We start from the raw sequence: 24,086 nt of genomic DNA on the forward strand, positions 1-24,086 counted from the left end.
TTGCGCGATTCAGCGCGCCGCGAACGCGTACCAGCCGGCGCTCGTCGCCGACACGCGACGCGGACGACGGCTCGTCAGCGCAGCCGCTTTCGGCTTCGGCGCGGGCGCGCGCAACTGCACCGGACGGCGCAACAGCGCGCGCAACGACACCCGGCGCGAGGCCGCGCGCACGCGCAGATTGAAGAAGAACCCGCGGAACCACGACCGGATGCCGTCGACCGGATGCACGTTCTTCAGTTGCTCGGCGAGCAATTGCGTGCGGGTGGAGTGATGGCGCAGCGCGCGGATCATGCCGCGGCGCGCAGGACGCGCGGCTCGCGATGCGACGCGAGTAAGTCCGATAGCGATTCGGTGGTTCATGTCGGCGGGAAAGGTCGGTTTGCGTGGAAGCAGACTCGACGATAGTCGTCTCAAAAATGAAGTTCAACGCTTCGATTCAACAGCAATTGCGAAGTTGCACCGAATTGATGCGGATCAATGTACAGGACCCGTATTACCCGGGTAAGTCCGCGTTTTCCCTGCCGTTTCATGAAGCGGCTGCTTATAAAAATCGGCGGAAGCGTTCTCGCATGGGCCTTCCTGCGCTGCCGGATTTACAATCCCCGTATTCGCCCCAATTCCGGATATAGCGTCGACGGCATGAATAAATTCGAAAGCCGCCGGAGCCAAGAACTGAAATGTCTGATCAAAACCTGCTGAAATCGAAGAAGGAACAGGTGCACGAGCTGCGTCGAAACGGCTACGTGATCGTGAAAGGGCTGGTTTCGCAGGAACGCCGCGACGCGATGCTCGAAGTCGCGCGCCGGCAACTCGCCGAGGCCGCCGCGCCGGTCGAGTTCGAGGCCGATCTGAAATACCCCGGCGCGCCGGATTCGAAGGACGCGCCCGGCGGACACACCGTGCGCCGCCTGCTCGACGCCTACGCGCGGCATCCGCTTTACGCGGAGTTCGCGACATCGCCGGAAGTGCGCGGATGGATGGAGTTGTATTTCGGCGAGACGCCGTATTTGTCGCGCGCGCATCACAACTGCATGATGACGAAGCACCCGGCGTACGGTAGCCTGACCGGCTGGCATCGGGACGTGCGCTACTGGGCGTTCGAGCGCGACGATCTCGTTTCCGCGTGGGTCGCGCTCGGCAACGAAACGGTGGAAAACGGCGCGCTGTGGTTCGTGCCGATGTCGCACAAGCTGCCGTTCACATCGGATCGCTTCGACGACGCGAAATTCTTTCGCTCCGACTTGCCCGAGAATGCCGCGCTGATCCGCACGGCGGTGTCGCCCGCGCTGGAACCGGGCGACGTCGTGTTCTTCCACTGCAACACGCTGCATTCGGCGGGCAAGAACCTCACCGATCAGGTGAAGTTCTCGCTCGTGTTTACGTATCGCGGCGCGAGCAACGCGGCGCTGCCCGGCACGCGCTCGGCGTCGAAGCCGGAAGTGCCGCTCGTCTGACGTCTGAGCGTTTGAGCGTTTCAGCGTTTCGACGGAATCGTGAGGCCGATCAGCCCGGCGAGCGACGCGACGATGCCGCCCGCGATCAGCCAGATGGTCTTGTTCGTGGGCGAGCCGGTGAAGAAGCGCGCGACGTCGCTGGAGAGCGAATGAAACGACTGGCCGCCGAAATACAGCAGCACGACGCCGCCGACTAGCAGCGCAACGGAAATCGCTCGGGTCATGGCGTGGTCTCTTGGCTGGAAAAGCGCGTCAGGTTAGCGGGTCGGCGCTCGCGCGTCCACTCACGCCGCCTGCGCCTGCTCGCGCGTGTACGGCTGAATCTTGCGCAGGAGGTCGGCCATCACGTACTGATGATCGCTTCTGCTCGTCCACGCGCCGAGGTTGTATTTGACGCCGGTGTCCGTGTAATCGGTCACGGCGACCCACGGCGCCGACGGCCCGTCCTGCACGATGCGCGGATCGTCGCTCATCAGCTTGCGCAGTTCCTCGAGCACACGCTCGACCTTCAGCCCATGCTGTGCCTGAAAGTTGATGACGACGCGACGCCGATCGTTCGCGCTGTAGTTCGTGATGGCGTTCGCCCAAATGAGGCTGTTCGGCACGAACATGATGATGCCGTCGGCTTTCGTGAGGCGCGTCGTGAAAAGTCCGATCTCGTTGACCGTGCCCGCCGTCGTCCCGACGCCTTCGATGTAATCGCCGACGCGAAACGGGCGCAGCAGCAGGAGCATCAGGCCGGCCGCGATGTTTTGCAGCGTGCCCTGCAGCGCGAGGCCGATGGCGAGGCCGGCGGCGCCGAGCACGGTCAGGATGCTGGCGGCGGCAATGCCGAGCTTGCCGAGCGCGGCGACGATCGCGACGACGCGGATCGCCCACAACGCGAGGCTGGCGAGCACCGGGGTGAGCGTGGCATCGACATTGGTGCGAGCGAGCGTGCGGCGCAGGGTGTTCGCGACGGCGTTCGAAATCCACCAGCCGACCGCGAGAATCAGCAGCGCCAACAGAATATCAATGCCGTAAGTCACGGCAATTGCACTAAACGAATCGTAAGCGGGGCGAAGTCTGTCGATCGAATCCATGGGTAGCGGTCCTTCAAAACGAATCTGCTTTTGTCCGCGATCGCGTTGGATCGTTCCCCTTGCTGGCCATCCGGCCTATACCGAATAGCGGGACGGCATCGCGTGCCGTGCGCGCCCAGCCCCGATTGGCTTACCATTGACGCCCTCGACAGCGTGCGTGTCCGCGCGTGCCGCGTGAAAGGCACGTTGTCCGTTCCAGTCCGTTCAATTCGCCATCCGCAGAGGAAATCCGTCATGGCCTACGAAGCAGCCTCCGAGCGTTACACGCAGATGCAATACCGCACTTGTGGCAGGAGCGGGTTGAAACTTCCTGCGCTGTCGCTCGGTTTGTGGCACAACTTCGGCGATACGACGCCGATCTCCACGCAACGTGAAATTCTGCGCACGGCGTTCGATCTCGGCGTCACGCATTTCGATCTCGCGAACAATTACGGCCCGCCGTACGGCAGCGCCGAAACGAACTTCGGGCGCATCTTCAAGGACGACTTCCGCCCTTATCGTGACGAACTGTTGATCTCCTCGAAAGCCGGCTGGGACATGTGGCCCGGTCCGTACGGCCAAGGCGGCGGCTCGCGCAAATACGTGCTGGCGAGCCTCGACCAGAGCCTGAAGCGCATGGGCCTCGATTACGTCGACATCTTCTATTCGCACCGTTTCGACGCCGATACGCCGCTCGAAGAAACCGCTGGCGCGCTGGCGACGGCCGTGCATTCGGGCAAGGCGCTTTACGTTGGCATCTCGTCGTACTCGGCGTCCAAAACACGCGAGATGGCCAAGCTGCTCGCCGAGCACAAGGTGCCGCTGCTGATCCATCAGCCGTCGTACAACATGCTGAACCGCTGGATCGAAGAAGACCTGCTCGACACGCTCGACGACATCGGCGCGGGAAGCATCGCGTTTACGCCGCTCGCGCAAGGTCTGCTGACCAGCAAGTATCTGAATGGCGTGCCGCAGGACGCGCGCGTCAACAAACCGGGCGGCGGCTCGCTCAAGCAGGAACATCTGAGCGATGCGAACCTCGCGCACGTCCGCAAGCTCAACGATCTCGCGCAGAAGCGCGGCCAGAGCCTCGCGCAGATGGCGCTCGCGTGGGCGCTGCGAGGCGGGCGCGTGACCTCGGTGCTGATCGGCGCGAGCCGCGCGGAGCAAGTCGTGGAGAACGTCGGCGCACTGAAGAATCTCGATTTCTCGAAGGAAGAACTCGCGGAAATCGATCAGCACGCGAAGGAAGGCGGCATCAACCTGTGGGAAAAACCGTCGACGGATCAGCGCATCTGACACGCGTGCGGCCTTTCGCCAGAAGGGTATTTCGAGATACGCGCGGCATCCGTTGCTATCATGCGGACTCGGCGGCTTTTCCGCAGCGATAAGAGTTGCCGCCGAGGCCGGCCACCGGCCGCGCAGTCAGCCGAAAGTGCATTTCTTCTGCACGCACGTTCGCCCACGAGGCGCGCGTGCGCGCCACCGCCGCCGTATCGACGTTCGGACCGCGAAACGACTATCGGGTTAAAATAGCCGATTGCGCCGGGCTGTCAGTTTTTTTGCGCGAAGTTCACGCGTGGCGCGGCGTGAATCGCTGTCCTCGCATCGCGGGTTTCGGATCAATCGGCGACCTTCACCATTCGATCGTCCCGTTCGGACAGCGCAGCGCCCCTCGTTGCGCCCTCGTAGCGCGCTTTGTTTTCGACATCGGCCCGGCGTGGCATCCGCCGCCAGCCAGGCGCGAGCGTCAGAGCGTCACCGCTTTCGCACAGTTAGAGCACAGTTCAAGAAGCCATGAGCAACCTTAATTCTCAAACCGTTCTGAGCGTCCATCACTGGACCGACACGCTTTTCAGTTTCACCTGCACCCGCGACAGCTCGTTCCGCTTCGAGAACGGCCAGTTCACGATGGTGGGTCTCGAAGTCGACGGCAAGCCGCTTCTGCGCGCGTACAGCCTCGCGAGCGCGAACTACGAAGAGCATCTCGAATTTCTGAGCATCAAGGTTCCGGACGGCCCCCTGACCTCGCGCCTGCAACATCTGAAAGTGGGCGATTCCGTGCTGATCGGCAAGAAGCCGACGGGCACGCTCGTCGCCGACAATCTGCTGCCCGGCAAGACGCTGTGGCTGCTGTCGACCGGCACGGGCCTCGCGCCGTTCATGTCGATCATCAAGGACCCGGACGTCTACGACCGCTACGAGAAGATCGTGCTGACGCACACGTGCCGTTTCGTCGACGAACTCGCGTACAAGGATTTCATCACCGAGCACTTGCCGGCGCATGAGCATATCGGCGAAATCGTGTCCGAAAAGCTCGTCTATTACCCGACGGTCACGCGCGAGGAGTTCGCGAACCGTGGTCGCATCACCGATCTGATCGAGACCAAGAAGCTGTTCGCCGATCTCTCGGTCGAGCCGTTCTCGGTCGAAAACGACCGCGTGATGCTCTGCGGCAGCCCGCACATGCTGCGCGACACGCGCGAACTGCTCGACGCGATGGGCTTCCAGGAAGGCAGCAACAACCATCCTGGCCACTACGTCGTGGAAAAGGCGTTCGTCGGATAAGCTGTCTCGACGTCGCGATTGCACAAAACCGGAGCCTCGCGCTCCGGTTTTTTTTCGCCTCGACGAAATCACCATACGCGCGTCGCTGTTACAAATTGACCACGGTCGGTAGGTCTTTTTCCTACGCATTATGCGCAGTGGACTTGGCAAACGACATGAAGTTCGACCGCCGAAGCCTTGCGCGACATGGATTTATCATTTTTTTGAGATATGATGCGTTTACTTTTTGACGGCGCAGGCCATCCCGTAGTCCGTCAACGATGTTACTGAGTGTAAATTCGGTTACGCCGCTCGTGAGTTACCCGAGGACGTAGCTCCAGTTGCGCTCGAAGCGAGGATAGTGAATGAACCCGTCGGCCACGATCACGCTCGATGAGAACCCGATTCGCCGCGCTCCGCTGCGCGCGGTTCCGTCACCGTCGCCGGAATGCTCCGGCGCGTCGTTTGCCTCACCCTATTCCGCGCTGATCGACGCCAAGCTCAAGGGCGACCGTCAGATTCAGCGTCTCACCGCCCGCGTCCAGGAACTCGCCGCGCTGCTCGCCGCCACGGAAGAGCGCGCGCGTCAGGCGCTCGCGCAAGACCTGCACGACGCGAGCGGCGCCGCGCTCACCGTCGCGAATATCGCGCTCGCTCGGGCCGAGCACTGGCTGCCCGCCGATGCGCCCGCCGCGCTCGACGACGCGCTGCATCAGGCGCGCGCGGCGCTCGCGGATGTCTGCGAGACGAGTCATCGCATCGTCGAGGGATTGCAGACGCCGACTTTCGATGCCAACTTCGCCGCCACGCTGGCCGGCTGGATCGCGGATTTCGGCGCGCGCACGGCGATCGCCGTCGATTTCTCCTGCCCCGACGATGCGCGCCTCGATCGCATGTCGCACGACATGTCGCTCGCGCTCTTTCGCGTGATGCAGGAAGCGCTCGGCAACGTCGCGCGTCACGCGCACGCCGGGCATGCGCGCGTGTCCGTCGCGCTCGACGGACAAGGCGTGATCCTGCTCGTCGAAGACGATGGCGTCGGCATCAGCGCGGCGGCGCGTCGCAAGAGCGGACGCTTCGGCCTTTCCGGGATGCGCGCGCGCTGCGAGGCGCTCGGCGGCAATCTGCGCGTCGCGGCGGCGAAGCCTGCCGGCACTTGCGTGCGCGCGCGTTTTCCGTGGGCTGCGGCGGGTCCGGGCCTCTTCACGCTCAGCGTGGTCAACGCCTGAGGCCGCCGCGATGCTCAGAATCCTGCTCGCCGACGATCACGGCATCGTGCGCCGCGGCGTCGCGCAATTGCTGCTGGAACGCGGCGTCGCATCCGAAGTGCTGGAGGCCGAGACCGGCATGCAGGCGCTCGCGCTCGCCGCGCGTCGCCCGCTCGATGTCGCGATGCTCGACATCTCGCTGCCGGACATCAACGGCATCGACGTGTTGAAGCGTCTCAAGCGCGAAAGCCCGCGTCTGCCGGTGCTGATGTTTTCGATGTATCGCGAAGATCAATATGCGGTGCGCGCGTTGAAGGCGGGCGCGGCGGGCTATCTGTCGAAGACGGCGGACCCCGCGCTGATGATCGGCGCGATTCAGCAAGTCGCCGCAGGCCGAAAATACGTGAGCCCTGAAATGGCCGAAGCCCTCGCAACCTACGTTTCGCTCGATACGGACCGGTTGCCGCACGAGAAACTATCGGACCGCGAATATCAGACGCTGTGCATGCTTGCTTCGGGAAAACGGCTCACTGATATCGCGAACGCCTTATCGCTTTCGGTTAAGACCGTAAGTGTTTATCGCGCGCGGTTGCTGGAGAAAATGAAGCTCGCGAACAACGCAGAGCTTACGTTCTATGTGATGAGCAACCGTCTCGTCGACATGAATCCCGCCATCGCCGGGTAGGTTTTATCTCGTGCTAGATAAAACGGGTGGATCGTAACAAATTGCCGCAATTCTGCGTTGCATGCTCAATGGATAGGCAATCTCTGAGTCTCCGATAAAATATCGGGTTTTCCCGAGGTAACGGCCGCTCGCGCGCGCCAGAAGGAGACTCATCGCAATGTCGTTGTTCCGCAAGAAAAACATCGAGCACATGCTGGCCGGCGCGCACAGCACATCGCTCAAAAAGACGCTCGGCGCCCTGGATCTGACGTTCCTCGGAATCGGCGCGATCATCGGCACGGGCATTTTCGTGCTGACCGGCACCGGCGCCGTCCAGGCCGGCCCGGCGCTCATGATTTCGTTCATCATCGCGGCGATCGCGTGCTGCTTCGCCGCCCTCGCCTACGCGGAATTTTCGTCGACGATTCCGGTTGCCGGTTCCATCTACACGTATTCGTATGCGACGCTCGGCGAACTCGCCGCGTGGATCATCGGCTGGGATCTGATGCTCGAATACGGGCTCGCGACGTCCGCCGTTTCGGTCGGCTGGTCGGGCTACTTGCAGTCGCTGCTCGCCGGCTTCGGCATCTCGCTGCCGACCGCCCTCACCGCCGCGCCCGGCGCGTTGCCCGGCGAGGTCACGTTCTTCAACCTGCCCGCGTTCCTCGTGATGATGGCGATCACCTGGCTGCTTTCGGTCGGCGTGAAGGAATCGACGCGCCTGAACAACATCATGGTCGCGATCAAAGTGACCATCGTGCTGCTCGTGATCGCTGTCGGCGTGTTCCATGTGAAGCCGGCAAACTGGCAGCCGTTCATGCCGAACGGCTGGTCCGGCGTGTTCGGCGCAGCGGCCGTCATGTTCTTCGCGTTCATCGGCTTCGATTCGGTGTCGTCGGCGGCCGAGGAAGTGAAGAACCCGAAGCGCGATCTGCCGATCGGCATCATCTCGTCGCTCGCGGTGTGCGCCGTGCTGTACGTGGCGGTCGCGGCCGTCGTGACCGGCATCGTGCCCGCGCCGCAGTTCGCGAACAATCCGCATCCGGTGTCGTTCGCGCTGCAAGTCGCGGGTCAGAACTGGGTCGCGGGCTTCATCGATCTCGGCGCGGTGCTCGGCATGCTCACCGTGATTCTCGTGATGAGCTACGGCCAGACGCGCATCATCTACGCGATGTCGCGCGACGGCCTCTTGCCCGCGCGGCTTTCGAAGGTGCATCCGCGCTACGCGACGCCGTTCCTCACGACGTGGATCGTCGGCATTTTCTTCGGTCTGATCGGCGCGCTCGTGCCGCTCAACGTGCTCGCCGAGCTCATCAACATCGGCACGCTCGCCGCGTTCTCGATGGTCTCCATCGCCGTGCTGATCCTGCGCCGCACGCATCCCGACTTGCCGCGCGCGTTCCGCTGCCCCGGCGTGCCGGTCGTGCCGATTCTGGCGGTGGCGTCGTGTCTGTTCCTGATGGTCAATCTTCAGGCGATGACGTGGATCGCGTTCGTGCTGTGGCTCGTGATCGGCCTCGCGATCTATTTCCTGTACTCGCGACGCCATTCGGTGCTCGGACGTCGAACGCACGAGCAGCGAGAGACCGTGACGCACTGAGCGTCCTTGCTCGACACAAAAGCGCCGCCCTCGAGGCGGCGCTTTGCATTTGCAGCGGCAAAACCTTGAGTTTGGGACGGACGTTCGCGCCGATAGCGACGCCCGCCGATTTGTGTTTTACTCATTGTCACAAACACATAACACCAATTCCGGCTGAACGCTCACGGCGGCAGATGGCAGGTGCGTGGCGTGAAGCTGGATCGTCCTCACTTAGGAGACAGTGAAAATGGCGCTCAGCATCAGCCTGACGGTCAATGGGAAACCGGTGACCGCCACCGTCGAACCGCACGTTCTGCTCGTCCAGTTTCTCCGCGATCAACTCAGGCTCACCGGCACGCATATCGGCTGCGACACGGCGCAGTGCGGCGCGTGCACCGTCCATCTCGATGGCCGCGCGATCAAGTCGTGCAACATCCTCGCCGCGCAGGCGGACGGCATGGAAGTCACGACCATCGAAGGCATGGCGAAAGACGGCCAGCTTCATCCGATGCAGGCGGCGTTCAGGGAATGTCACGGCCTTCAGTGCGGCTTCTGCACGCCGGGCATGGTGATGAGCGCGAGCGCGCTGGCTGCGCAATCGCCGAATCTCTCCGAAGAAGAAGTGCGCGAGCAGCTCGACGGCAATCTGTGTCGCTGCACGGGCTATCACAACATCGTCAAGGCGGTCTTGCAGGGCGCGCAAAACATGAAAGCGGGCGCCTGATTCCGCGTCAATCCACATTCCACACGATGTATCGCGCCTTTGACCAAGGAGATCGCGATGAATGCCCCTGAGCAACAGAAACTGATCGGCGCTGGCGTGAAGCGCAAGGAAGACTATCGATTCCTGACGGGCGCGGGCCAGTACACCGACGACGTCGTCATGCCGCAGCAAAGCTACGGCGTGTTCCTGCGTTCGCCGCACGCGCACGCGAAGATCGCGCGCATCGATATCGAAGCGGCGCTGAAGTCGCCGGGCGTGATCGGCATCTTCACCGGCAAGGACATGGCGGGCGAGAACGTCGGCGGACTGCCGTGCGGCTGGCTCATCCACAGCACCGACGGCTCGCCGATGCACGAGCCGCCGCATCCCGTCATCGCGCACGACAAGGTGTTGCACGTCGGCGATCAGGTCGCGCTCGTCGTCGCCGAATCGGTGAAGGAGGCGAAGGACGCGCTCGAACTCATCGAGGTCGATTACGACGAACTGCCCGCGACGGTCGATACGGCGAGCGCATCGGACGCGGGCCAGCCGCTCGTGCACGACAGCGTGCCGAACAACGTCTGCTACAACTGGGGCCACGGCGACAAGGCCGCGACCGACGCCGCGTTCGCGAAAGCCGCGCACGTCACGACGCTCGATATCGTGAATCAGCGGCTCGTGCCGAACGCGATCGAGCCGCGCGCGGTCAACGCGAGCTATTCGAAGCACGACGACAGCTACACGGTCTACGTCGCGAATCAGAACCCGCACGTCGAGCGCTTGCTGATGGCGGCGTTCGTGCTGTCGCTGCCGGAATCGAAGCTGCGCGTGATCGCGCCGGATGTCGGCGGCGGCTTCGGCTCGAAGATTTTCCTGTATCCGGAAGATGTCGCGCTGACGTGGGCATCGAAGAAAGTCGGGCGTCCGATCAAGTGGGTGGCCGAGCGCTCCGAAGCCTTCCTCTCCGACGCGCACGGCCGCGATCATGTGACCAAGGCCGAACTCGCGCTCGACAAGGACAACAAGTTCATCGGCATGCGCGTGCATACGACGGCGAACATGGGCGCGTATCTGTCGACGTTCGCATCGTCGATTCCGACCGTGCTTTACGCGACGCTGCTCGCGGGCCAGTACACGACGCCCGCGATCTACGCCGAAGTGAAAGCGGTCTTCACGAACACGGTGCCCGTCGATGCCTATCGCGGCGCGGGCCGGCCGGAAGCGACGTATGTCGTCGAGCGGCTCGTCGAGACGGCGGCGCGCGAGCTGAACATCGATCCCGTCGAATTGAGGCGGCGCAATTTCATCCGCGAGTTTCCGTACGCGACGCCGGTCGGTCTCACGTACGACATCGGCGATTACGACGCGTGCCTGAATCGCGCGCTGGAACTCGCGGATGTCGCGGGTTTCGCAAAACGGCGCGACGAATCGAAGCAGAAGGGCAAGCTGCGCGGCATCGGCTATTCGTGCTACATCGAAGCGTGCGGGCTCGCGCCGTCGAACGTGGCGGGCGCGCTCGGTGCGCGTGCGGGTCTCTTCGAAGCGGGCGAAGTGCGCGTGCATCCGACCGGCTCCGTCACCGTCTTCACCGGTTCGCACAGTCACGGACAGGGCCACGAAACGACGTTCGCGCAAGTGGTCGCGGACCGGCTCGGCATCGCGATCGAGAACGTCGAGATCATTCACGGCGATACGGGGCGCATCCCGTTCGGCATGGGCACGTACGGCTCGCGTTCGATTTCGGTCGGCGGCTCCGCGATCATGAAAGCGCTCGATAAAGTCGAAGCGAAGGCGAAGAAGATCGCGGCGCATCTGCTGGAAGCGTCGGCGGAAGATATCGAGTTCACCAACGGCGTGTTCCGCGTGAAGGGCACCGATCGCACGAAATCGTTCGTCGACGTCTCGCTCGCCGCGTACGTGCCGCACAACTTCCCGCTCGAAACCATGGAGCCGGGCCTCAACGAAAACGCGTTCTACGATCCGACCAACTTCACGTATCCGTCGGGCGCGTATGTGTGCGAAGTCGAGGTCGATCAGGACACCGGCGAAACGCGCATCGAAAAGTTCACGGCCGTCGATGACTTCGGCAACGTCATCAATCCGATGATCGTCGAAGGGCAAGTGCATGGCGGGCTGGGGCAGGGCATCGGCCAGGCGATGCTCGAACGCTGCGTCTACGATGACAGCACCGGCCAGTTGCTCTCCGGCTCGTTCATGGATTACGCGATGCCGCACGCTAGCGATCTGCCGAACTTCACCGTCGAGACCGCGAAGGGCACGCCGTGCACGCACAATCCGCTCGGCGTGAAGGGCTGCGGCGAAGCGGGCGCAATCGGTTCGCCGCCGGCGGTCATCAACGCGATTCTCGATGCGCTCGCGCCGCTCGGCGTGAAGGACTTGCAGATGCCCGCGACGCCGCATCGCGTGTGGACCGCGATGCATAACGCTCAACGCGCCTGAGGAGACCGGCAAATGTACTCATTCGACTATCAGAAAGCGGACGAAGCGAAGGCGGCGGTCGCGGTGCTTTCCGCCAACGGCGACGCCAAGTTCCTCGCGGGCGGCCAAAGCCTCTTGCCGACGATGCGCCTGCGGCTCGCACAGCCCTCGGCGCTCGTCGACGTGACGCGCATCGCGTCGATGAAAAACGTCACGCTCGACGGCGACAAGCTCACGATCGGCGGCGCGGTGTCTCATGCGGCGGTCGCATCGAACGCGGATGTGCAGCGCGCGCTGCCGGGGCTCGCGGATCTCGCGGGACGCATCGGTGATCGACAGGTTCGCGAGCGCGGCACGATCGGCGGCTCGCTCGCCAACGACGATCCGGCGGCGTGCTATCCGTCAGCCGTGCTCGCGCTGAACGCGACGGTCGTGACCGACAGAAGGCGCATCGCCGCGGACGATTTCTTCATCGACATGTACACGACCGCGCTCGAACCCGACGAGCTCATCACGGCCGTCGAGTTTCCGCTGGCCGAGCGCGCGGGCTACGAGAAGTTTCGCAATCCCGCGTCGCACTTCGCGCTCGTCGGCGTGTTCGTTGCGAAGTTCAAGGACGGCGTGCGCGTCGGCGTGACGGGCGCGGCGTCTTCGGTGTTTCGTCCGGCGGAGCTGGAAGCGGCGTTGTCGAAGGACTTTTCGGTGGCATCGGCGCGCGGCGTGACGATCTCGCCCAACGAGCTGAACGCGGACATGCACGCGAGCGCCGAATATCGCGCGCATCTGATTCCGGTGCTCGCGGGCCGCGCGATCGAGCGCGCGATGTCGTTCTAGTCCGCGATGACGGAACAGGCGCCGCAATCCATCGACGAGACGCTCGCGCGCTTGCGCGAGCATCGCTACTTCGCGAACCGCGAGCTCGCGACGGCGCTTTTTCTCGCGCTGAAGATGCAGCGGCCGCTCTTTCTCGAAGGCGAGCCGGGCGTCGGCAAGACCGAACTCGCGAAGGCGGCGGCGGGCTTGTGCGGCACGACGCTGCTGCGCCTGCAATGCTACGAAGGGCTCGATACCGCGAGCGCGCTATACGAGTGGGACTATCCGCGGCAGATCATGGCGCTGCGGCTCGCGGAGGCGTCGGGCGAAACGCCGTCGAACGATTCGCTGTATCGCAGCGAGTTTCTGCTGAAGCGTCCGCTGCTTCAGGCCTTGCTGCCCGATGCGTCGAATCCCGACGCGCGCCGCGTTCTGCTCATCGATGAAATCGACCGCGCCGACGAGCCGTTCGAAGCGTTTCTGCTCGAATTGCTGTCGGACTTTCAGGTGTCGATTCCGGAGTACGGCACGGTGCGCGCGGCGCAACCGCCGCTCGTCGTGATGACGTCGAACCGCACGCGCGAAGTCCACGATGCGTTGAAGCGGCGATGCCTCTATCAGTGGATCGGCTATCCGCAGCGCGATGTTGAACTGGCGATCGTCGCGGCGCGCGCGCCCGAAGCGGGGCAGGCGTTGCAGCAGCGCGCCGTCGCGTTCGTGCACGAGCTGCGCACGCTGGATCTCTTCAAGGCGCCGGGCGTCGCGGAAACGATCGACTGGTGCCGCGCGCTCGCAGCGTTGTCGGTGACGGAACTGGATCCGCAATCGGTGCAGAACACGCTCGGCGTGCTGCTGAAGTATCAGGACGATCTCGCGCGCATGGACGCCGATACGCTCGCGCAATGCCTCGCGGCCACGCCATGACGACCACGATGGAACCGTTCGCGCGCAACGTCGTGCATTTCGTGAGGCTTCTGCGCGGCGCGGGGCTCGGCATGTCGCCGGCGCACGCGGTCGATGCGCTCGACGCGTTGCGCTTCGTCGATCTGAATCGCCGCGACGATGTGCGCGCGACGCTCGCGTGTTTGCTCGTCCACGCGAGCGACGAACGCGACATCTTCGATGCGGCGTTCGATCTTTTCTGGCGCGATCCCGACTGGGAAGGCAAGCTGCGCGCGCTGTTGCTGCCGAAGGTGAAGAGCGGCATGCCGCCGCCGAAGCGCAACAACCGTCTCGCCGATGCGTTGGCGACGCGCGCGGCGGCATCGTCGACAACGCCGCCGCGGGAATCGAAGCCGGAAGAGGCGCACGCGCGCATCACGTTCAGCGCGCAGGAACGCTTGAGCCATCGCGATTTCGACACGCTCAGCGCCGACGAATGGCGCACGCTGCGGCATCAGATTCGCGCGCATCGGATGCCGCTCGCGACGGAGCCGACGCGCAGGCTGAAGGCGGGCTCGCGCGGCACGCATGCCGATCTCAAAGCGAGCGCGCGACACGCCGTGCGCTCGGGCGGCGACTGGACCGTGTGGAAATATCGCGCGGCGGTCGAGCGCAGACCGCCGCTCGTGTTGCTGCTCGACATTTCCGGCTCGATGAGCGCGTATTCGCGCGCCGTGCTCTACTTCTGTCACGCGCTATTGCAATCGCGCGAGCGTCTGCAAGTGTTCCTGTTCGGCACGCGGCTCACGAACGCCACGCGCGCCTTGCGCGAACGCGATCCCGATGTCGCCATTGCCGCACTCGGACAGAACGTCGCGGACTGGTCCGGCGGCACGCGCATCGGCGCGACGCTCGCGGAGTTCAATCGGCGCTGGGCGCGGCGTGTGCTGGCCGGTCGGGCGACGGTGCTGCTCGTCACCGATGGCCTCGATCACGAAGCCATCGACGTGCTCGATGCCGAGATGCAAAGACTCAGGCGTTTCGCGCATCGGCTGGTGTGGCTCAATCCGCTGCTGCGTTTCGCCGATTTCACGCCGCGCGCGCGAGGCGTGCGCGCGATCCTGCCACACGTCGATGCAATGCTCGCGGCACATAACCTCGACAGCCTCGGCGCGGTCGGAGCCGAACTGGCCGCGCTGTCACGGCACACTGGAGACACGAGATGGAACTGACCGAAACACACACGTTGCCGGTGCCGCAGGCGCGCGCGTGGGAAGCGCTGAACGACACGTCGATCCTGAAGGTCTGCATTCCGGGCTGCGACAGCATCGACGCCGATGGCGAGAACGCCTACAACGTCGCGATGACGGCGGCGGTCGGTCCGGTGAAAGCGCGCTTCAAGGGAAGAATGGAGCTGACGAATATCGACGCCCCGCATACTTACACGATCGTCTTCGAAGGGCAGGGCGGCGCGGCCGGCTTCAGCAAGGGCAGCGCGACCGTGAACCTCGAACCCGGCGACGAAGCCGACACGACGAAGCTCAGTTACAGTGCAAACGCGCAGGTCGGCGGCAAGCTTGCGCAGATCGGCTCGCGGCTCGTCGACGGCGCGGCGCGCAAGATCGCGGGAGAATTCTTCAAGCGATTCAGCGCGCAGCTGCAAGGCGGCCAGGAATCGCAAGATGCAGCCGCCGACCAAGACGAAAGCGGCGCAGAAGAGAAGGAAAAGGGAAAGAAATCATGGACAGCGTGGATCTCGAAGTCCTGAAGAACAGCGCGCGATGGCTCGAAGAGGGACATCGCGTGCTGCTCGTGACGGTCGTGAAGACATGGGGCTCGTCGCCGAGACCCGAAGGCGCGATGCTCGCCGTGCGTGACGATGGCCACGTCGTCGGTTCGGTGTCGGGAGGATGCATCGAGGACGATCTCATCGATCGCGTGCGGCAGCGGGGCATCGAGCAGACGAAGCCGGAAGCGGTGAAGTACGGCATCAGCGCGGAAGAGGCGCATCGCTTCGGCTTGCCGTGCGGCGGCACGATCCAGCTCGTGCTGGAGCCGCTGACGATGGAAAGCGGCATCTCGGAATTGTGCGCGGCGGTGGAAAGCGGCAGGCTCGTCGCGCGCACGCTCGACATGGCCACGGGCGCGGCGCGCCTCGAACCGGCGCAGGCCACCGACGGCGTGCTCTTCGACGACGCGCATCTGCTGACGATTCACGGCCCGCGTTACCGGATGCTCGTGATCGGCGCGGGGCAGTTGTCGCGCTATCTGTGCAGTATCGCGGTCGGGCTGGATTATCAGGTGACCGTGTGCGATCCGCGCGAGGAATACACGGAAGAGTGGAATGTGCCCGGCACGACGATCGTGCGAACCATGCCCGACGACACGGTCATGGAGATGAAGCTCGACGAACGCTGCGCGGTCATCGCCCTCACGCACGATCCGAAGCTCGACGATCTCGCGCTGATGGAAGCGCTGAAGACGCCCGCGTTCTACGTCGGCGCGCTCGGTTCGCGGCGCAACAACGCGGCGCGGCGCGAGCGTCTGAAGGAGTTCGATCTCAGCGAGGCCGAACTGGCGCGGTTGCATGGGCCGGTAGGCATTTATATCGGCAGCCGGACGCCGCCGGAAATCGCGGTGTCGATTCTCGCGGAAGTCACGGCGGCGAAGAACGGCGTGTCGTTGCCCGAACTGTTGCAGGTGGAAGGCGCGAAAGCGGCGCGCGAGGTTGCCGGAAAAGGCGAAGTCTGCGGCGTCTGATTATTACAAAATCCTGACGAAACGCGGCCCGGACGGGCGCGACGGCTATATAATAATCATTCTCATTTGCGTGGCCGGCTTCGGCTGACGCGCAGCCGTTTCCCTTTCAGCTCAACGATTTAGTCGAATGCCCGGCAAGTTTTTGACCGGCGATGACCAGCGCGCAGCCGCCCGCGCCGATGCATCGCCCGACTCGCGCTCGTCCGCGAACAAGCGCCACATCAGCCAGCGCGCGCTGCGCGTATGGTCGATCGTGCATCGGTGGACGAGTCTCGTCTGCACGGCGTTCATGTTGCTGCTGTGTCTGACCGGCTTGCCGCTCGTGTTCGGCCACGAACTCGACATCCTCACCGGCGATGCGATCGAAGCGCCAGCGCTGCCTGCATCGCAGGCGAATGCGCGCGCGAGCTACGACGCGGTGTTGCGCGCGGCGCTGACCGAGCATCCGGGCCATGTGCCGCAATACATGATCTGGGAGCCGGACGATCCGCTTTTGCCGGTCGTCGTCACCGCGCCGAAAGCCGACACGCCGCCCGACGATACGCTCAGTACGACCGTCGATGCGCGCACCGCCCAGCCCCTCGGCATGCCGCCCGGCAAAGGCTCGCTCAAGTTCGTGCTGCTGAAGTTGCACGTCGACATGTTCGCCGGGCTCTTCGGCAAGCTCTTTCTCGGCGCGATGGGCGTCGTGTTTCTCGCGGCGATCGTGTCGGGCATCGTCGTGTATCTGCCGTTCTGGCGAAAGGTCGGGCTCGGGCGCGTGCGCCTGAAGAAGAAGCGGCGGATCGTGTGGCTCGACTGGCATAACGCCATCGGCATGTTGACGCTCGCGTGGGCGTTGCTCGTCGGCGCGACGGGTTCGATCAACACGCTCGCCGATCTCATGCTCGAAGCATGGCGCAACGATCAGCTCGCGCAGATGGTCGCGCCGTATCGTGACAAGCCGCCGGTCGTCGTGCGCGCTTCCATCGACGATGCCGTGAAGACAGCGCAACGCGTCGCGCCCGAGATGATTCCGTCGTTCGTCGCGTTTCCGGGGACGCGCTTCGCGAGCCCGCATCACTATGCCGTGTGGATGCGCGGCGACGGCATTCTGACGACGCGGATCATGCGACCTGTGCTCGTCGATGCATCGACGGGCGCGCTCACCGATTCACGCGAGTTGCCGTGGTATCTGAAGGTGCTGCTCGGCTCGCAGCCGCTGCATTTCGGCGATTTCGGCGGCATGCCGCTGAAGATTTTCTGGGCCGCCTTCGATGTGCTGACGATCGTCGTGCTCGGGAGCGGGCTTTATTTGTGGCTGACGCGGCATAACCCGCGGAAGGGGAAGGGGACGTCGGCCGCGTGATCGACGTCCCGAATCCCTCAAATCAACCCGCAAACAATCGCCGCAATCAGCGACGCCGCCACGATCACCACGCCCGCCGTGCGCTTCTTGTTCAGCTCGGTCCACAGCAGCACGCCGGTAAGCGACAGCAGGATGATGCTGCCCGCGAACGTATCGATGAGCAGCACCCAGCCCACGCTTAGGCCAACGCCCTTGTGCAGGTTGGTCATCATCGCGAGGAAGGTGTTTTCGGTGCGCTTCACCGACACGAAATTGTTGCCGACCCAGTACTCCGCCATCACGCTGCCGCCCGGCGATGCCACCATCACCGACCATTGTTCCGGCTGCATCGTGCTCTTGTCGCCCCAGCCGACCGGATGCGCCGGTTCCTTGCGCGCGCGTCCGAGATTGCCGTCGATCTTCAGTTCCTTCTTCAGCCACGCGCCCATGTCGCGCGGCGACTTGAAGCCTTCGGCGGGCAGCGGCATCTGCATCTGCGAAACCTGCGGCTCGCCGGTCGAAATGCGCAGCGGCGGCGCGCGGTGATTCAGCAGAAAACCCGTCGCGCCGAACAGCAGGCCCAGCAGCGCGCCCCACAAGCCGACCCAACCATGCACCTTGCGCAGCCACTTCAGGAAGGTCGAGCGGCGCGAGCGATTCTTGCGGACGATCTGCTCGGTATCGTCGATGAGACGCCCATGCGGACGGTAATGCGTCGAGCCGCCCGTCGCGGACGGCGGCGTATTGAGGGTTTCAGGCGCGTTCACGCGTCTCTCCAGAATTCGGGCGTTGGCAGGCAAAGCCGCGCCCCGATCGCTAAACGCGCACGCGCGCGCGGCGATCGATGTCAGGCGGGCAAATGAGAATTGTTATCATTACATGCCGAAAAGCGCTTTTCAACGCTTTGCGATCGCCTGACAGTCCGCGAATGTCACAAAAAATTTCAAACGGGCCAAAGCGGGCCTTCCTGCATTGCGCCGACTTGCTCGCGCAATTCGAGGATTCGGTCTTCCCAGTAACGTTGCGTGTTGAACCACGGGAAGGCGGCGGGGAACGCCGGATCGTTCCAGCGGCGCGCGAGCCACGCCGAATAATGAATCAGCCGCAGCGTGCGCAGCGCTTCGATCAGATGCAGTTCGCGCGGATCGAACTCGCAAAAATCTTCGTAACCGGCGAGCAGATCGGTGAGCGCGCGCGATGCATCCGCGCGTCCGGCGGGCAAGAGCAGCCACAAGTCCTGAATGGCCGGGCCCATGCGGCTGTCGTCGAAATCGACGAAATGCGGGCCCGCGTCGGTCCACAGCACGTTGCTCGGATGACAGTCGCCGTGCAGACGCACGTGCCGCACATCGCGCGCGCGCTCGAAACATTGCGCGACGCCTTCGAGCGCCATCGACACGACGGCTTCCCACGCTTCGCGCACATCGGCGGGAACGAAGCCGTGCGTCAGCAGGAACTCGCGCGGTTCATAGCCGAAAGTGTCGATATCGAGCGTCGGCCGCTCGCGATACGGCTCGACCGCGCCCACCGCGTGAATCCGCCCGATGAAGCGCCCGAGCCATTCGAGCGTGTCGCTGCGATCGAGGTCGGGCGCGCGTCCGCCGCGCCGCTCGAAGATGGAGAAGCGAAAGCCGTCGAATTCGTGCAGCGTCGTGCCATCGAGCGCGCGCGCGGGCACGGCCGGAATCTCACGCGCGACGAGACTCGCGACGAACGCGTGCTCTTCGAGAATCGCCGCATTCGACCATCGTTTCGGCCGATAGAACTTCGCGACGATCGGTGCGCCGTCCTCGACGCCCACCTGATAGACGCGGTTTTCGTAGCTGTTGAGCGGCAACAGGCGGCCATCGGTGCGCGCGCCTGCGGGCATCAGCACGCGGTCGACTGCATCGAGTACGCAATCGGGCGTGAGGCCGGAGAAGGGCGGCGCGTCGTCGGCGGGCGCGCCCTGGGAGTCGGGATGGATCGAGTTCATCCCGGCATTGTGCCGCAATGCGGCGCGTCGCTTCTCAGTGCACGACCGTGTTCGACGGGCGCACGACATCGCCCGTATCGATCAGGTCTTCGAGAAAGAACGGCTCGGTATTGAGCAGTTTGGTTACGCCAGGCTCGCCCGCGTACCAGGCGACCATGGCCATGTCGCCGAGAATGCGCATCACGATGCCGCGCGCGCCCTGAGGCACGGCAATATGCACGGAGCGGACAATCGAACCGATTTGCATGATGAATCCCCGTTTCAACGCCGGCTGGGATTGAAGCGCCGGTCATATGTTTTCACCAAGCACAGGCTTTTCACGGCTCGTGCACCAGACAATCGCCGCGTCGCTGTTGCGGGAAGCGCGACACGCGCGGCTTTCATGAACGATTGTGCTCTAACTTTAGCGCATGGCGGCGCGTCGGCGCGACGCCATTCGCTTCGTTATGTTGCCGATCGCAGACGAATAGCAGCAATTAATGGGCTACGTGGCCGGATCGCGGCTTGCTTATCAGGCAAAACCCTGAGGATCGGCGTATCGTCGAGAGTTTTTTCAGCAGAGACTTCATTCGTGGATGCTAACGCAAACCGGGCCGCCGATGCCGCTCGGTATCTCGAACGCGGCTCGCGCGCCTATTGGCGTGCTTCGCTCGCGTTGCTGTTCGCCGGTTATGCGACTTTTTCGCTGCTCTACTGCGTGCAGCCGTTGCTTCCCGAGTTCACGAAGGCGTTCGGCGTCAGTCCGGCGGTCAGCGCGCTCGCGGTGTCGGTGAGCACGGCGGCGTTGGCGATCGCCATCTTCATCGCGGGATTCGTCTCGGAAAGCTGGAGCCGTCATCGGCTGATGACGCTTTCGCTGCTCGCGTCGTCGGTGCTGACGGTGATCGCCGCCGTGCTACCGGACTGGCACGCGCTGCTCGTCGTGCGCGCGCTCGAAGGCTTCGCGCTCGGCGGCGTGCCCGCGGTCGCGATGGCGTATCTCGCGGAGGAAGTGCATCCCGAAGGCCTCGGTCTCGCGATGGGACTCTACGTCGGCGGGACGGCCATCGGCGGCATGGCCGGGCGCGTGATCAGCGGCATCCTCGCGGATCTTTTCGGCTGGCGCGTCGCTATCGGCGGAATCGGGCTGCTGGGTCTGCTCGCCACGCTCGCGTTCCGCTCGCTGCTGCCGCCGTCGCGACGCTTCAAGCCGCGGCGCGGCGTCGGGTTCGCGCATCATCGGCGCTCGCTCGGCGGGCATCTGCGGCATCGCGGTTTGCCGTTTCTGTTTCTCATCGGCTTCGTGCTGATGGGCAGTTTCGTCACGCTTTACAACTACGTCGGATATCGGTTGCTGGGCGCGCCGTTCGACCTGAATCAGACGCAGATCGGCGCGATCTTCACCGTGTATTTGACGGGCGTGGTCGCGTCGCCGTGGTCCGGCAAGATGGCCGATGTCTTCGGGCGCGGCCGCGTGCTGATCGCAAGCCTGGTGCTGATGATGCTCGGCATCGCGTTGACCTTGTCGAACGCGCTGCCGGTGATCATTGCGGGTATCGCGTGCCTGACGTTCGGCTTCTTCGCAGGGCACTCGGTCGCGAGCGGCTGGGTCGGACGGCTCGCGATGCAAGCGAAAGGCCAGGCGGCCGCGCTCTATCTGCTCGCGTATTACATAGGGTCGAGTCTGATCGGATCGTACGGCGGACACTTCTGGACCGCGTTCGGATGGAAGGGCGTCGCCGGGTTGATCGGCGCGCTGCTGCTCGTCGGGATTGCGGGCGCGGTGCAGCTGAACCGGCGCGAGCACGCTGTCGTCTGAACAATCGAAAGCCGATTGAAATAAGCCGAAGCTAAGGGTTTTTCCGCGTCCGCTTAAAAATAGGTGCCTGCAAGTCCTTGTCGCGCAAGGCTTTCGTACGTTTTCGTGGTTTGCCGTCGCACGAAGTTGGGCTAACGCCTTCGTTGGCGCGGCCTATACTCGAATCGTCGATGCAGCTTTTCACAGGCGACGATAAAGCCAGAAGCAGGACGATGGGAGACGCACCATGACGACGTATTTCACGATCGGCGACTTCATTCTGATCATCCCGATGGCGCTCGCTGGCGCGCTGTTCCTCGGGGCCATTCCCTGCGCGACGCATCTGAGAAACAACGTACTGCGCGTGTTCGGCGCATTGCTCGGTGTGCTCGCCGCCTTTCTGCTCGTCGAAGGATTGCCCGCGCTGATATAGCAAGCGCGCCGTTCAGGGCGCGCTTGCGAAAGGTGCTTCTATTACAGATGAGCGCCGAGGAAGGTCAGCGTGCGTCCGTGCGCGAGCGCCGACGCCTTCCCGTTATACGACGCGCGATCGCCGCAGTTGAAGCCGTGGTCGGCTTGCGCGTAGACATACAGTTCCGAATCCTCGCGGCCCGCGAACTTCTGACGGACGGCATCGACGGCATCGGCGGGAATGTGCGCGTCGAGTTCGCCGTAATGGAACTGCATCGGCACCTTGACCTGATCGGCCTTGTCGAGCGCGTTCTGAATGCCGCCGCCGTAATAGGCCACCGCCGTATCCACCGAACCCTCGGCCGCCGCGAGATACGCGAGCCGGCCGCCGAAGCAATAGCCGATCGCCGCGATCTTGCCCGTCACTTCGGGCAGCGCGCGCAGCGCTTTCGCAGCCGCGCCGACGTCCGCGACAGCGGCATCGAGCTTGGTCTTTTGCAGCAGTTCCATCGCCTTTTCGCGATCCGCGCCTTCGTAACCCAGCTCGACGCGCGGCTGCGTGCGCCAGAAAACATCGGGTGCGAGGGCGACGTAGCCATCGGCGGCGTATTGATCCGCGACGCTGCGAATGTGGCCGTTCACGCCGAAGATCTCCTGCAGGATGATCACGGCGGGTCCGGTGCCCGTCTTCGGCAGCGCGAGATAGCCTTGGAAGCTGCCGCCATCGGCCGGAATGTCGATCCAGCGTGAAGTCGTGGAAACGGTCACGTCAAACTCCTTGTGTGTGGGAATGCAGGCGTGTGAGTTTGCCAGCTTTCCCTTTCAGTCGCCCTGAACGTCCGCGCGCCCTCTGGCACGCGCTTTGAGGCGCAGCCGGTTTTTAGAGGCGCCGATCTAAATGCCAGCTAAAAACAGTCATTAAAAAACAGGCTAATGGTGCCGATGGGCAGGGATTATCGGCGCGCGTCTGCCGGACTCGAATGACGGCCAAACCTTTGCGCGCCGATGTCGCGCAAACCCGCATGCACAGGGCTTCTTCACGCGAACGCCACCACAAACGGCGGCGCATCACAACTGGCCGTTAATTGGTAGTGACACCACTATCTTAAAAAACTTCCCTAAATTAATTTGACAACCCTACACTTGCGCGCAGTGCGGATGGCGGCTGCCACGAACGGCCTGCCGGAAGGACTTGCCAAGTGCATGACGATGCATCCGGCGTGGTCGTCCACGGGACTGAGCGATCGTGATGAAAGACGGGGCACAGGGCGATTACGTTGTTTTTGGGACCGAAACTGGAGACTTACATGAACACCAAGCTTCACAAACTGTTGCCGATCAGCGCCGCAGCCGTGCTCTTCGCGACGTTGGCAACGTCCGCAGCAGCCGACCAGGTCGTCAAGATCGGTCACGTCGCTCCGCTGACCGGCGGCATTGCTCACCTGGGCAAGGATAACGAAAACGGCGCGCGGCTCGCAGTCGAAGAGATCAACGCCAAGGGCCTGACGATCAACGGCCAGAAGGTCACGCTCGAACTCGACGCGCAAGACGACGCGGCCGACCCGCGCACGGCGACGCAAGTCGCGCAGAAGCTGGTCGACGACAAGGTCGTGGGCGTCGTCGGTCACCTGAACTCCGGCACGTCGATCCCGGCGTCGAAGATTTATAGCGACGCGGGCATCGTGCAGATTTCCCCGTCGGCGACGAACCCGACCTACACGCAGCAAGGCTTCAAGACGACGTACCGCGTCGTCGCGACCGATGCGCAGCAAGGTCCGGCGCTCGCCAACTACGCCGCGAAGAACCTGAAGGTGAAGAGCGTCGCCGTGGTGGACGACTCGACGGCATACGGCCAGGGTCTCGCGAACGAGTTCGAAAAGACCGCCAAGTCGCTCGGCCTGAAGGTGATCTCGCACGACGCGACCAACGACAAGGCCGTCGACTTCCGCGCGATTCTGACGAAGATCAAGGGTGAGAACCCCGACGCCGTGATGTACGGCGGCATGGACGCAACCGGCGGCCCGTTCGCCAAGCAAGCCAAGCAGCTCGGCCTGCGCGCCAAGGTTCTCGCGGGCGACGGCGTCTGTACGGAGAAGCTGTCGGATCTCGCAGGCGATGCGACCGACAACGTCGTGTGCTCGGAAGCGGGCATGGCGCTCGAGAAGATGGACGGCGGCAAGCAGTTCGCGGAGAAGTTCCAGAAGCGCTTCGGCCAGCCGATCCAGATCTACGCGCCGTTCACGTATGACGCGGTGTACATCATCGTCGACGCGATGAAGCGCGCCAACTCGACCGATCCGGCGAAGATCGTCGCCGCGATGCCGAACACGGACTACAAGGGCGTGATCGGCGAGACGACCTTCGATTCGAAGGGCGATCTGAAGCACGGCGTGATCTCGCTGTACAACTACAAGGGCGGCAAGAAGACGCTGCTCGACGTCGTGAAGATGTAATTTCCTTCGGACTTCTCGAAGTCCAGAGAAGCG

24 protein-coding genes are annotated in these 24,086 nt (G+C 63.7%); 17 read left to right on the forward strand and 7 right to left on the reverse strand.

Going from position 1 to position 24,086, the window contains the following annotated elements; all coding sequences use genetic code 11:
- Nucleotides 1-9 precede the first annotated feature (9 nt).
- Nucleotides 10-360, reverse strand: a complete 351-nt coding sequence (locus NCS00_RS00200) for a hypothetical protein (protein ID WP_174447735.1) — start codon at nucleotides 358-360, stop codon at nucleotides 10-12.
- Nucleotides 361-677: 317 nt separating this feature from the next.
- On the opposite strand from NCS00_RS00200, the gene NCS00_RS00205 reads away from it, so the two are divergent.
- The gene (locus NCS00_RS00205; protein ID WP_008352350.1) at nucleotides 678-1,454 is read left to right on the forward strand and encodes a phytanoyl-CoA dioxygenase family protein; all 777 of its coding nucleotides are present in this window, start codon (nucleotides 678-680) and stop codon (nucleotides 1,452-1,454) included.
- A 20-nt stretch (nucleotides 1,455-1,474) separates the two neighbouring features.
- On the opposite strand, the gene NCS00_RS00210 is transcribed toward NCS00_RS00205, so the two are convergent.
- Both NCS00_RS00210 and NCS00_RS00215 read right to left on the reverse strand, forming a co-directional pair.
- Complete coding sequence (locus NCS00_RS00210) at nucleotides 1,475-1,678, reverse strand: DUF3185 family protein (RefSeq protein WP_008352349.1); 204 nt, start codon at nucleotides 1,676-1,678, stop codon at nucleotides 1,475-1,477.
- Nucleotides 1,679-1,738: 60 nt separating this feature from the next.
- Nucleotides 1,739-2,482 (reverse strand): mechanosensitive ion channel family protein, encoded by a 744-nt coding sequence (locus NCS00_RS00215; protein ID WP_250438587.1) that lies wholly within the window; start codon nucleotides 2,480-2,482, stop codon nucleotides 1,739-1,741.
- A 288-nt stretch (nucleotides 2,483-2,770) separates the two neighbouring features.
- Here NCS00_RS00215 and mgrA point away from each other — a divergent pair, with 288 nt between their 5' ends.
- The 13 genes from mgrA to NCS00_RS00280 all read left to right on the forward strand — a co-directional run bounded on the left by mgrA (nucleotide 2,771) and on the right by NCS00_RS00280 (nucleotide 17,458).
- The gene (gene mgrA / locus NCS00_RS00220) at nucleotides 2,771-3,814 is read left to right on the forward strand and encodes an L-glyceraldehyde 3-phosphate reductase (protein ID WP_008352347.1); all 1,044 of its coding nucleotides are present in this window, start codon (nucleotides 2,771-2,773) and stop codon (nucleotides 3,812-3,814) included.
- A 498-nt stretch (nucleotides 3,815-4,312) separates the two neighbouring features.
- Nucleotides 4,313-5,083 carry a ferredoxin--NADP reductase gene (locus tag NCS00_RS00225; protein ID WP_008352345.1) on the forward strand — a complete coding sequence of 257 codons (771 nt, stop codon included), beginning with the start codon at nucleotides 4,313-4,315 and terminating at the stop codon, nucleotides 5,081-5,083.
- Between the two features lie 344 nt (nucleotides 5,084-5,427).
- A complete protein-coding gene (locus NCS00_RS00230) occupies nucleotides 5,428-6,291 on the forward strand; it encodes a sensor histidine kinase (RefSeq protein WP_250435379.1) in 864 nt (287 codons plus the stop codon).
- A 10-nt stretch (nucleotides 6,292-6,301) separates the two neighbouring features.
- Nucleotides 6,302-6,955 carry a response regulator transcription factor RqpR gene (gene rqpR / locus NCS00_RS00235; protein ID WP_008352341.1) on the forward strand — a complete coding sequence of 218 codons (654 nt, stop codon included), beginning with the start codon at nucleotides 6,302-6,304 and terminating at the stop codon, nucleotides 6,953-6,955.
- A 157-nt stretch (nucleotides 6,956-7,112) separates the two neighbouring features.
- On the forward strand, nucleotides 7,113-8,534 hold the full coding sequence (gene bcaP, locus NCS00_RS00240; RefSeq protein WP_008352338.1) for a branched-chain amino acid transporter BcaP: 1,422 nt from the start codon (nucleotides 7,113-7,115) through the stop codon (nucleotides 8,532-8,534).
- A 226-nt stretch (nucleotides 8,535-8,760) separates the two neighbouring features.
- Entirely contained in the window at nucleotides 8,761-9,237 is a 477-nt protein-coding gene (locus NCS00_RS00245; RefSeq protein WP_008352336.1) for a (2Fe-2S)-binding protein, read from the forward strand.
- Between the two features lie 57 nt (nucleotides 9,238-9,294).
- Nucleotides 9,295-11,676, forward strand: a complete 2,382-nt coding sequence (locus NCS00_RS00250; RefSeq protein ID WP_250438595.1) for a xanthine dehydrogenase family protein molybdopterin-binding subunit — start codon at nucleotides 9,295-9,297, stop codon at nucleotides 11,674-11,676.
- Nucleotides 11,677-11,688: 12 nt separating this feature from the next.
- Nucleotides 11,689-12,489, forward strand: a complete 801-nt coding sequence (locus tag NCS00_RS00255) for an FAD binding domain-containing protein (protein WP_008352333.1) — start codon at nucleotides 11,689-11,691, stop codon at nucleotides 12,487-12,489.
- Nucleotides 12,490-12,495: 6 nt separating this feature from the next.
- Nucleotides 12,496-13,392 carry an AAA family ATPase gene (locus tag NCS00_RS00260; protein ID WP_008352332.1) on the forward strand — a complete coding sequence of 299 codons (897 nt, stop codon included), beginning with the start codon at nucleotides 12,496-12,498 and terminating at the stop codon, nucleotides 13,390-13,392.
- Nucleotides 13,389-14,582, forward strand: coding sequence for a vWA domain-containing protein (locus tag NCS00_RS00265; RefSeq protein ID WP_241814029.1), 1,194 nt, complete (start codon nucleotides 13,389-13,391; stop codon nucleotides 14,580-14,582). The genes NCS00_RS00260 and NCS00_RS00265 overlap by 4 nt, the downstream gene beginning before the upstream one ends.
- On the forward strand, nucleotides 14,573-15,118 hold the full coding sequence (locus NCS00_RS00270; RefSeq protein ID WP_008352328.1) for an SRPBCC family protein: 546 nt from the start codon (nucleotides 14,573-14,575) through the stop codon (nucleotides 15,116-15,118). The genes NCS00_RS00265 and NCS00_RS00270 overlap by 10 nt, the downstream gene beginning before the upstream one ends.
- A complete protein-coding gene (locus tag NCS00_RS00275) occupies nucleotides 15,091-16,110 on the forward strand; it encodes an XdhC family protein (RefSeq protein WP_175979682.1) in 1,020 nt (339 codons plus the stop codon). Before NCS00_RS00270 ends, NCS00_RS00275 begins: the two co-directional genes overlap by 28 nt.
- A 127-nt stretch (nucleotides 16,111-16,237) precedes the next feature.
- The gene (locus tag NCS00_RS00280; protein WP_250438605.1) at nucleotides 16,238-17,458 is read left to right on the forward strand and encodes a PepSY-associated TM helix domain-containing protein; all 1,221 of its coding nucleotides are present in this window, start codon (nucleotides 16,238-16,240) and stop codon (nucleotides 17,456-17,458) included.
- A 17-nt stretch (nucleotides 17,459-17,475) separates the two neighbouring features.
- Here NCS00_RS00280 and NCS00_RS00285 read toward each other — a convergent pair whose 3' ends face one another.
- The 3 genes from NCS00_RS00285 to NCS00_RS00295 all read right to left on the reverse strand — a co-directional run bounded on the left by NCS00_RS00285 (nucleotide 17,476) and on the right by NCS00_RS00295 (nucleotide 19,659).
- On the reverse strand, nucleotides 17,476-18,204 hold the full coding sequence (locus NCS00_RS00285; protein WP_250438608.1) for a PepSY-associated TM helix domain-containing protein: 729 nt from the start codon (nucleotides 18,202-18,204) through the stop codon (nucleotides 17,476-17,478).
- 176 nt (nucleotides 18,205-18,380) lie between these two features.
- Complete coding sequence (locus NCS00_RS00290; RefSeq protein ID WP_250438610.1) at nucleotides 18,381-19,412, reverse strand: serine/threonine protein kinase; 1,032 nt, start codon at nucleotides 19,410-19,412, stop codon at nucleotides 18,381-18,383.
- Between the two features lie 34 nt (nucleotides 19,413-19,446).
- Nucleotides 19,447-19,659, reverse strand: coding sequence for a hypothetical protein (locus NCS00_RS00295; protein ID WP_008352308.1), 213 nt, complete (start codon nucleotides 19,657-19,659; stop codon nucleotides 19,447-19,449).
- 324 nt (nucleotides 19,660-19,983) lie between these two features.
- Between NCS00_RS00295 and NCS00_RS00300 the strand changes: the two genes are divergently transcribed.
- Both NCS00_RS00300 and NCS00_RS00305 read left to right on the forward strand, forming a co-directional pair.
- On the forward strand, nucleotides 19,984-21,210 hold the full coding sequence (locus NCS00_RS00300; RefSeq protein ID WP_250438612.1) for an MFS transporter: 1,227 nt from the start codon (nucleotides 19,984-19,986) through the stop codon (nucleotides 21,208-21,210).
- Between the two features lie 226 nt (nucleotides 21,211-21,436).
- Complete coding sequence (locus tag NCS00_RS00305; RefSeq protein ID WP_008352305.1) at nucleotides 21,437-21,622, forward strand: hypothetical protein; 186 nt, start codon at nucleotides 21,437-21,439, stop codon at nucleotides 21,620-21,622.
- Nucleotides 21,623-21,663: 41 nt separating this feature from the next.
- Here the strand turns inward: NCS00_RS00305 and NCS00_RS00310 are convergent, their stop codons facing one another.
- Nucleotides 21,664-22,368: a dienelactone hydrolase family protein gene (locus tag NCS00_RS00310; RefSeq protein ID WP_008352303.1), complete on the reverse strand. Its 705-nt coding sequence runs from the start codon at nucleotides 22,366-22,368 to the stop codon at nucleotides 21,664-21,666.
- 539 nt (nucleotides 22,369-22,907) lie between these two features.
- Here NCS00_RS00310 and NCS00_RS00315 point away from each other — a divergent pair.
- Complete coding sequence (locus NCS00_RS00315) at nucleotides 22,908-24,053, forward strand: branched-chain amino acid ABC transporter substrate-binding protein (RefSeq protein WP_008352302.1); 1,146 nt, start codon at nucleotides 22,908-22,910, stop codon at nucleotides 24,051-24,053.
- Nucleotides 24,054-24,086 lie beyond the last annotated feature (33 nt).

Source organism: Caballeronia sp. AZ1_KS37 (genome assembly GCF_023631165.1).
Lineage (GTDB): Bacteria > Pseudomonadota > Gammaproteobacteria > Burkholderiales > Burkholderiaceae > Caballeronia > Caballeronia zhejiangensis.

What these genes read in the sequence shown, in the direction of transcription:
- NCS00_RS00200 (WP_174447735.1), bottom strand. Translation starts at nt 360, where the DNA reads ATGAACCACCGAATCGCTATCGGACTTACTCGCGTCGCATCGCGAGCC.
- NCS00_RS00205 (WP_008352350.1), top strand. Translation starts at nt 678, where the DNA reads ATGTCTGATCAAAACCTGCTGAAATCGAAGAAGGAACAGGTGCACGAG.
- NCS00_RS00210 (WP_008352349.1), bottom strand. Translation starts at nt 1,678, where the DNA reads ATGACCCGAGCGATTTCCGTTGCGCTGCTAGTCGGCGGCGTCGTGCTG.
- mgrA (WP_008352347.1), top strand. Translation starts at nt 2,771, where the DNA reads ATGGCCTACGAAGCAGCCTCCGAGCGTTACACGCAGATGCAATACCGC.
- NCS00_RS00225 (WP_008352345.1), top strand. Translation starts at nt 4,313, where the DNA reads ATGAGCAACCTTAATTCTCAAACCGTTCTGAGCGTCCATCACTGGACC.
- NCS00_RS00230 (WP_250435379.1), top strand. Translation starts at nt 5,428, where the DNA reads ATGAACCCGTCGGCCACGATCACGCTCGATGAGAACCCGATTCGCCGC.
- rqpR (WP_008352341.1), top strand. Translation starts at nt 6,302, where the DNA reads ATGCTCAGAATCCTGCTCGCCGACGATCACGGCATCGTGCGCCGCGGC.
- bcaP (WP_008352338.1), top strand. Translation starts at nt 7,113, where the DNA reads ATGTCGTTGTTCCGCAAGAAAAACATCGAGCACATGCTGGCCGGCGCG.
- NCS00_RS00245 (WP_008352336.1), top strand. Translation starts at nt 8,761, where the DNA reads ATGGCGCTCAGCATCAGCCTGACGGTCAATGGGAAACCGGTGACCGCC.
- NCS00_RS00250 (WP_250438595.1), top strand. Translation starts at nt 9,295, where the DNA reads ATGAATGCCCCTGAGCAACAGAAACTGATCGGCGCTGGCGTGAAGCGC.
- NCS00_RS00255 (WP_008352333.1), top strand. Translation starts at nt 11,689, where the DNA reads ATGTACTCATTCGACTATCAGAAAGCGGACGAAGCGAAGGCGGCGGTC.
- NCS00_RS00260 (WP_008352332.1), top strand. Translation starts at nt 12,496, where the DNA reads ATGACGGAACAGGCGCCGCAATCCATCGACGAGACGCTCGCGCGCTTG.
- NCS00_RS00265 (WP_241814029.1), top strand. Translation starts at nt 13,389, where the DNA reads ATGACGACCACGATGGAACCGTTCGCGCGCAACGTCGTGCATTTCGTG.
- NCS00_RS00270 (WP_008352328.1), top strand. Translation starts at nt 14,573, where the DNA reads ATGGAACTGACCGAAACACACACGTTGCCGGTGCCGCAGGCGCGCGCG.
- NCS00_RS00275 (WP_175979682.1), top strand. Translation starts at nt 15,091, where the DNA reads ATGGACAGCGTGGATCTCGAAGTCCTGAAGAACAGCGCGCGATGGCTC.
- NCS00_RS00280 (WP_250438605.1), top strand. Translation starts at nt 16,238, where the DNA reads ATGCCCGGCAAGTTTTTGACCGGCGATGACCAGCGCGCAGCCGCCCGC.
- NCS00_RS00290 (WP_250438610.1), bottom strand. Translation starts at nt 19,412, where the DNA reads ATGAACTCGATCCATCCCGACTCCCAGGGCGCGCCCGCCGACGACGCG.
- NCS00_RS00295 (WP_008352308.1), bottom strand. Translation starts at nt 19,659, where the DNA reads ATGCAAATCGGTTCGATTGTCCGCTCCGTGCATATTGCCGTGCCTCAG.
- NCS00_RS00305 (WP_008352305.1), top strand. Translation starts at nt 21,437, where the DNA reads ATGACGACGTATTTCACGATCGGCGACTTCATTCTGATCATCCCGATG.
- NCS00_RS00315 (WP_008352302.1), top strand. Translation starts at nt 22,908, where the DNA reads ATGAACACCAAGCTTCACAAACTGTTGCCGATCAGCGCCGCAGCCGTG.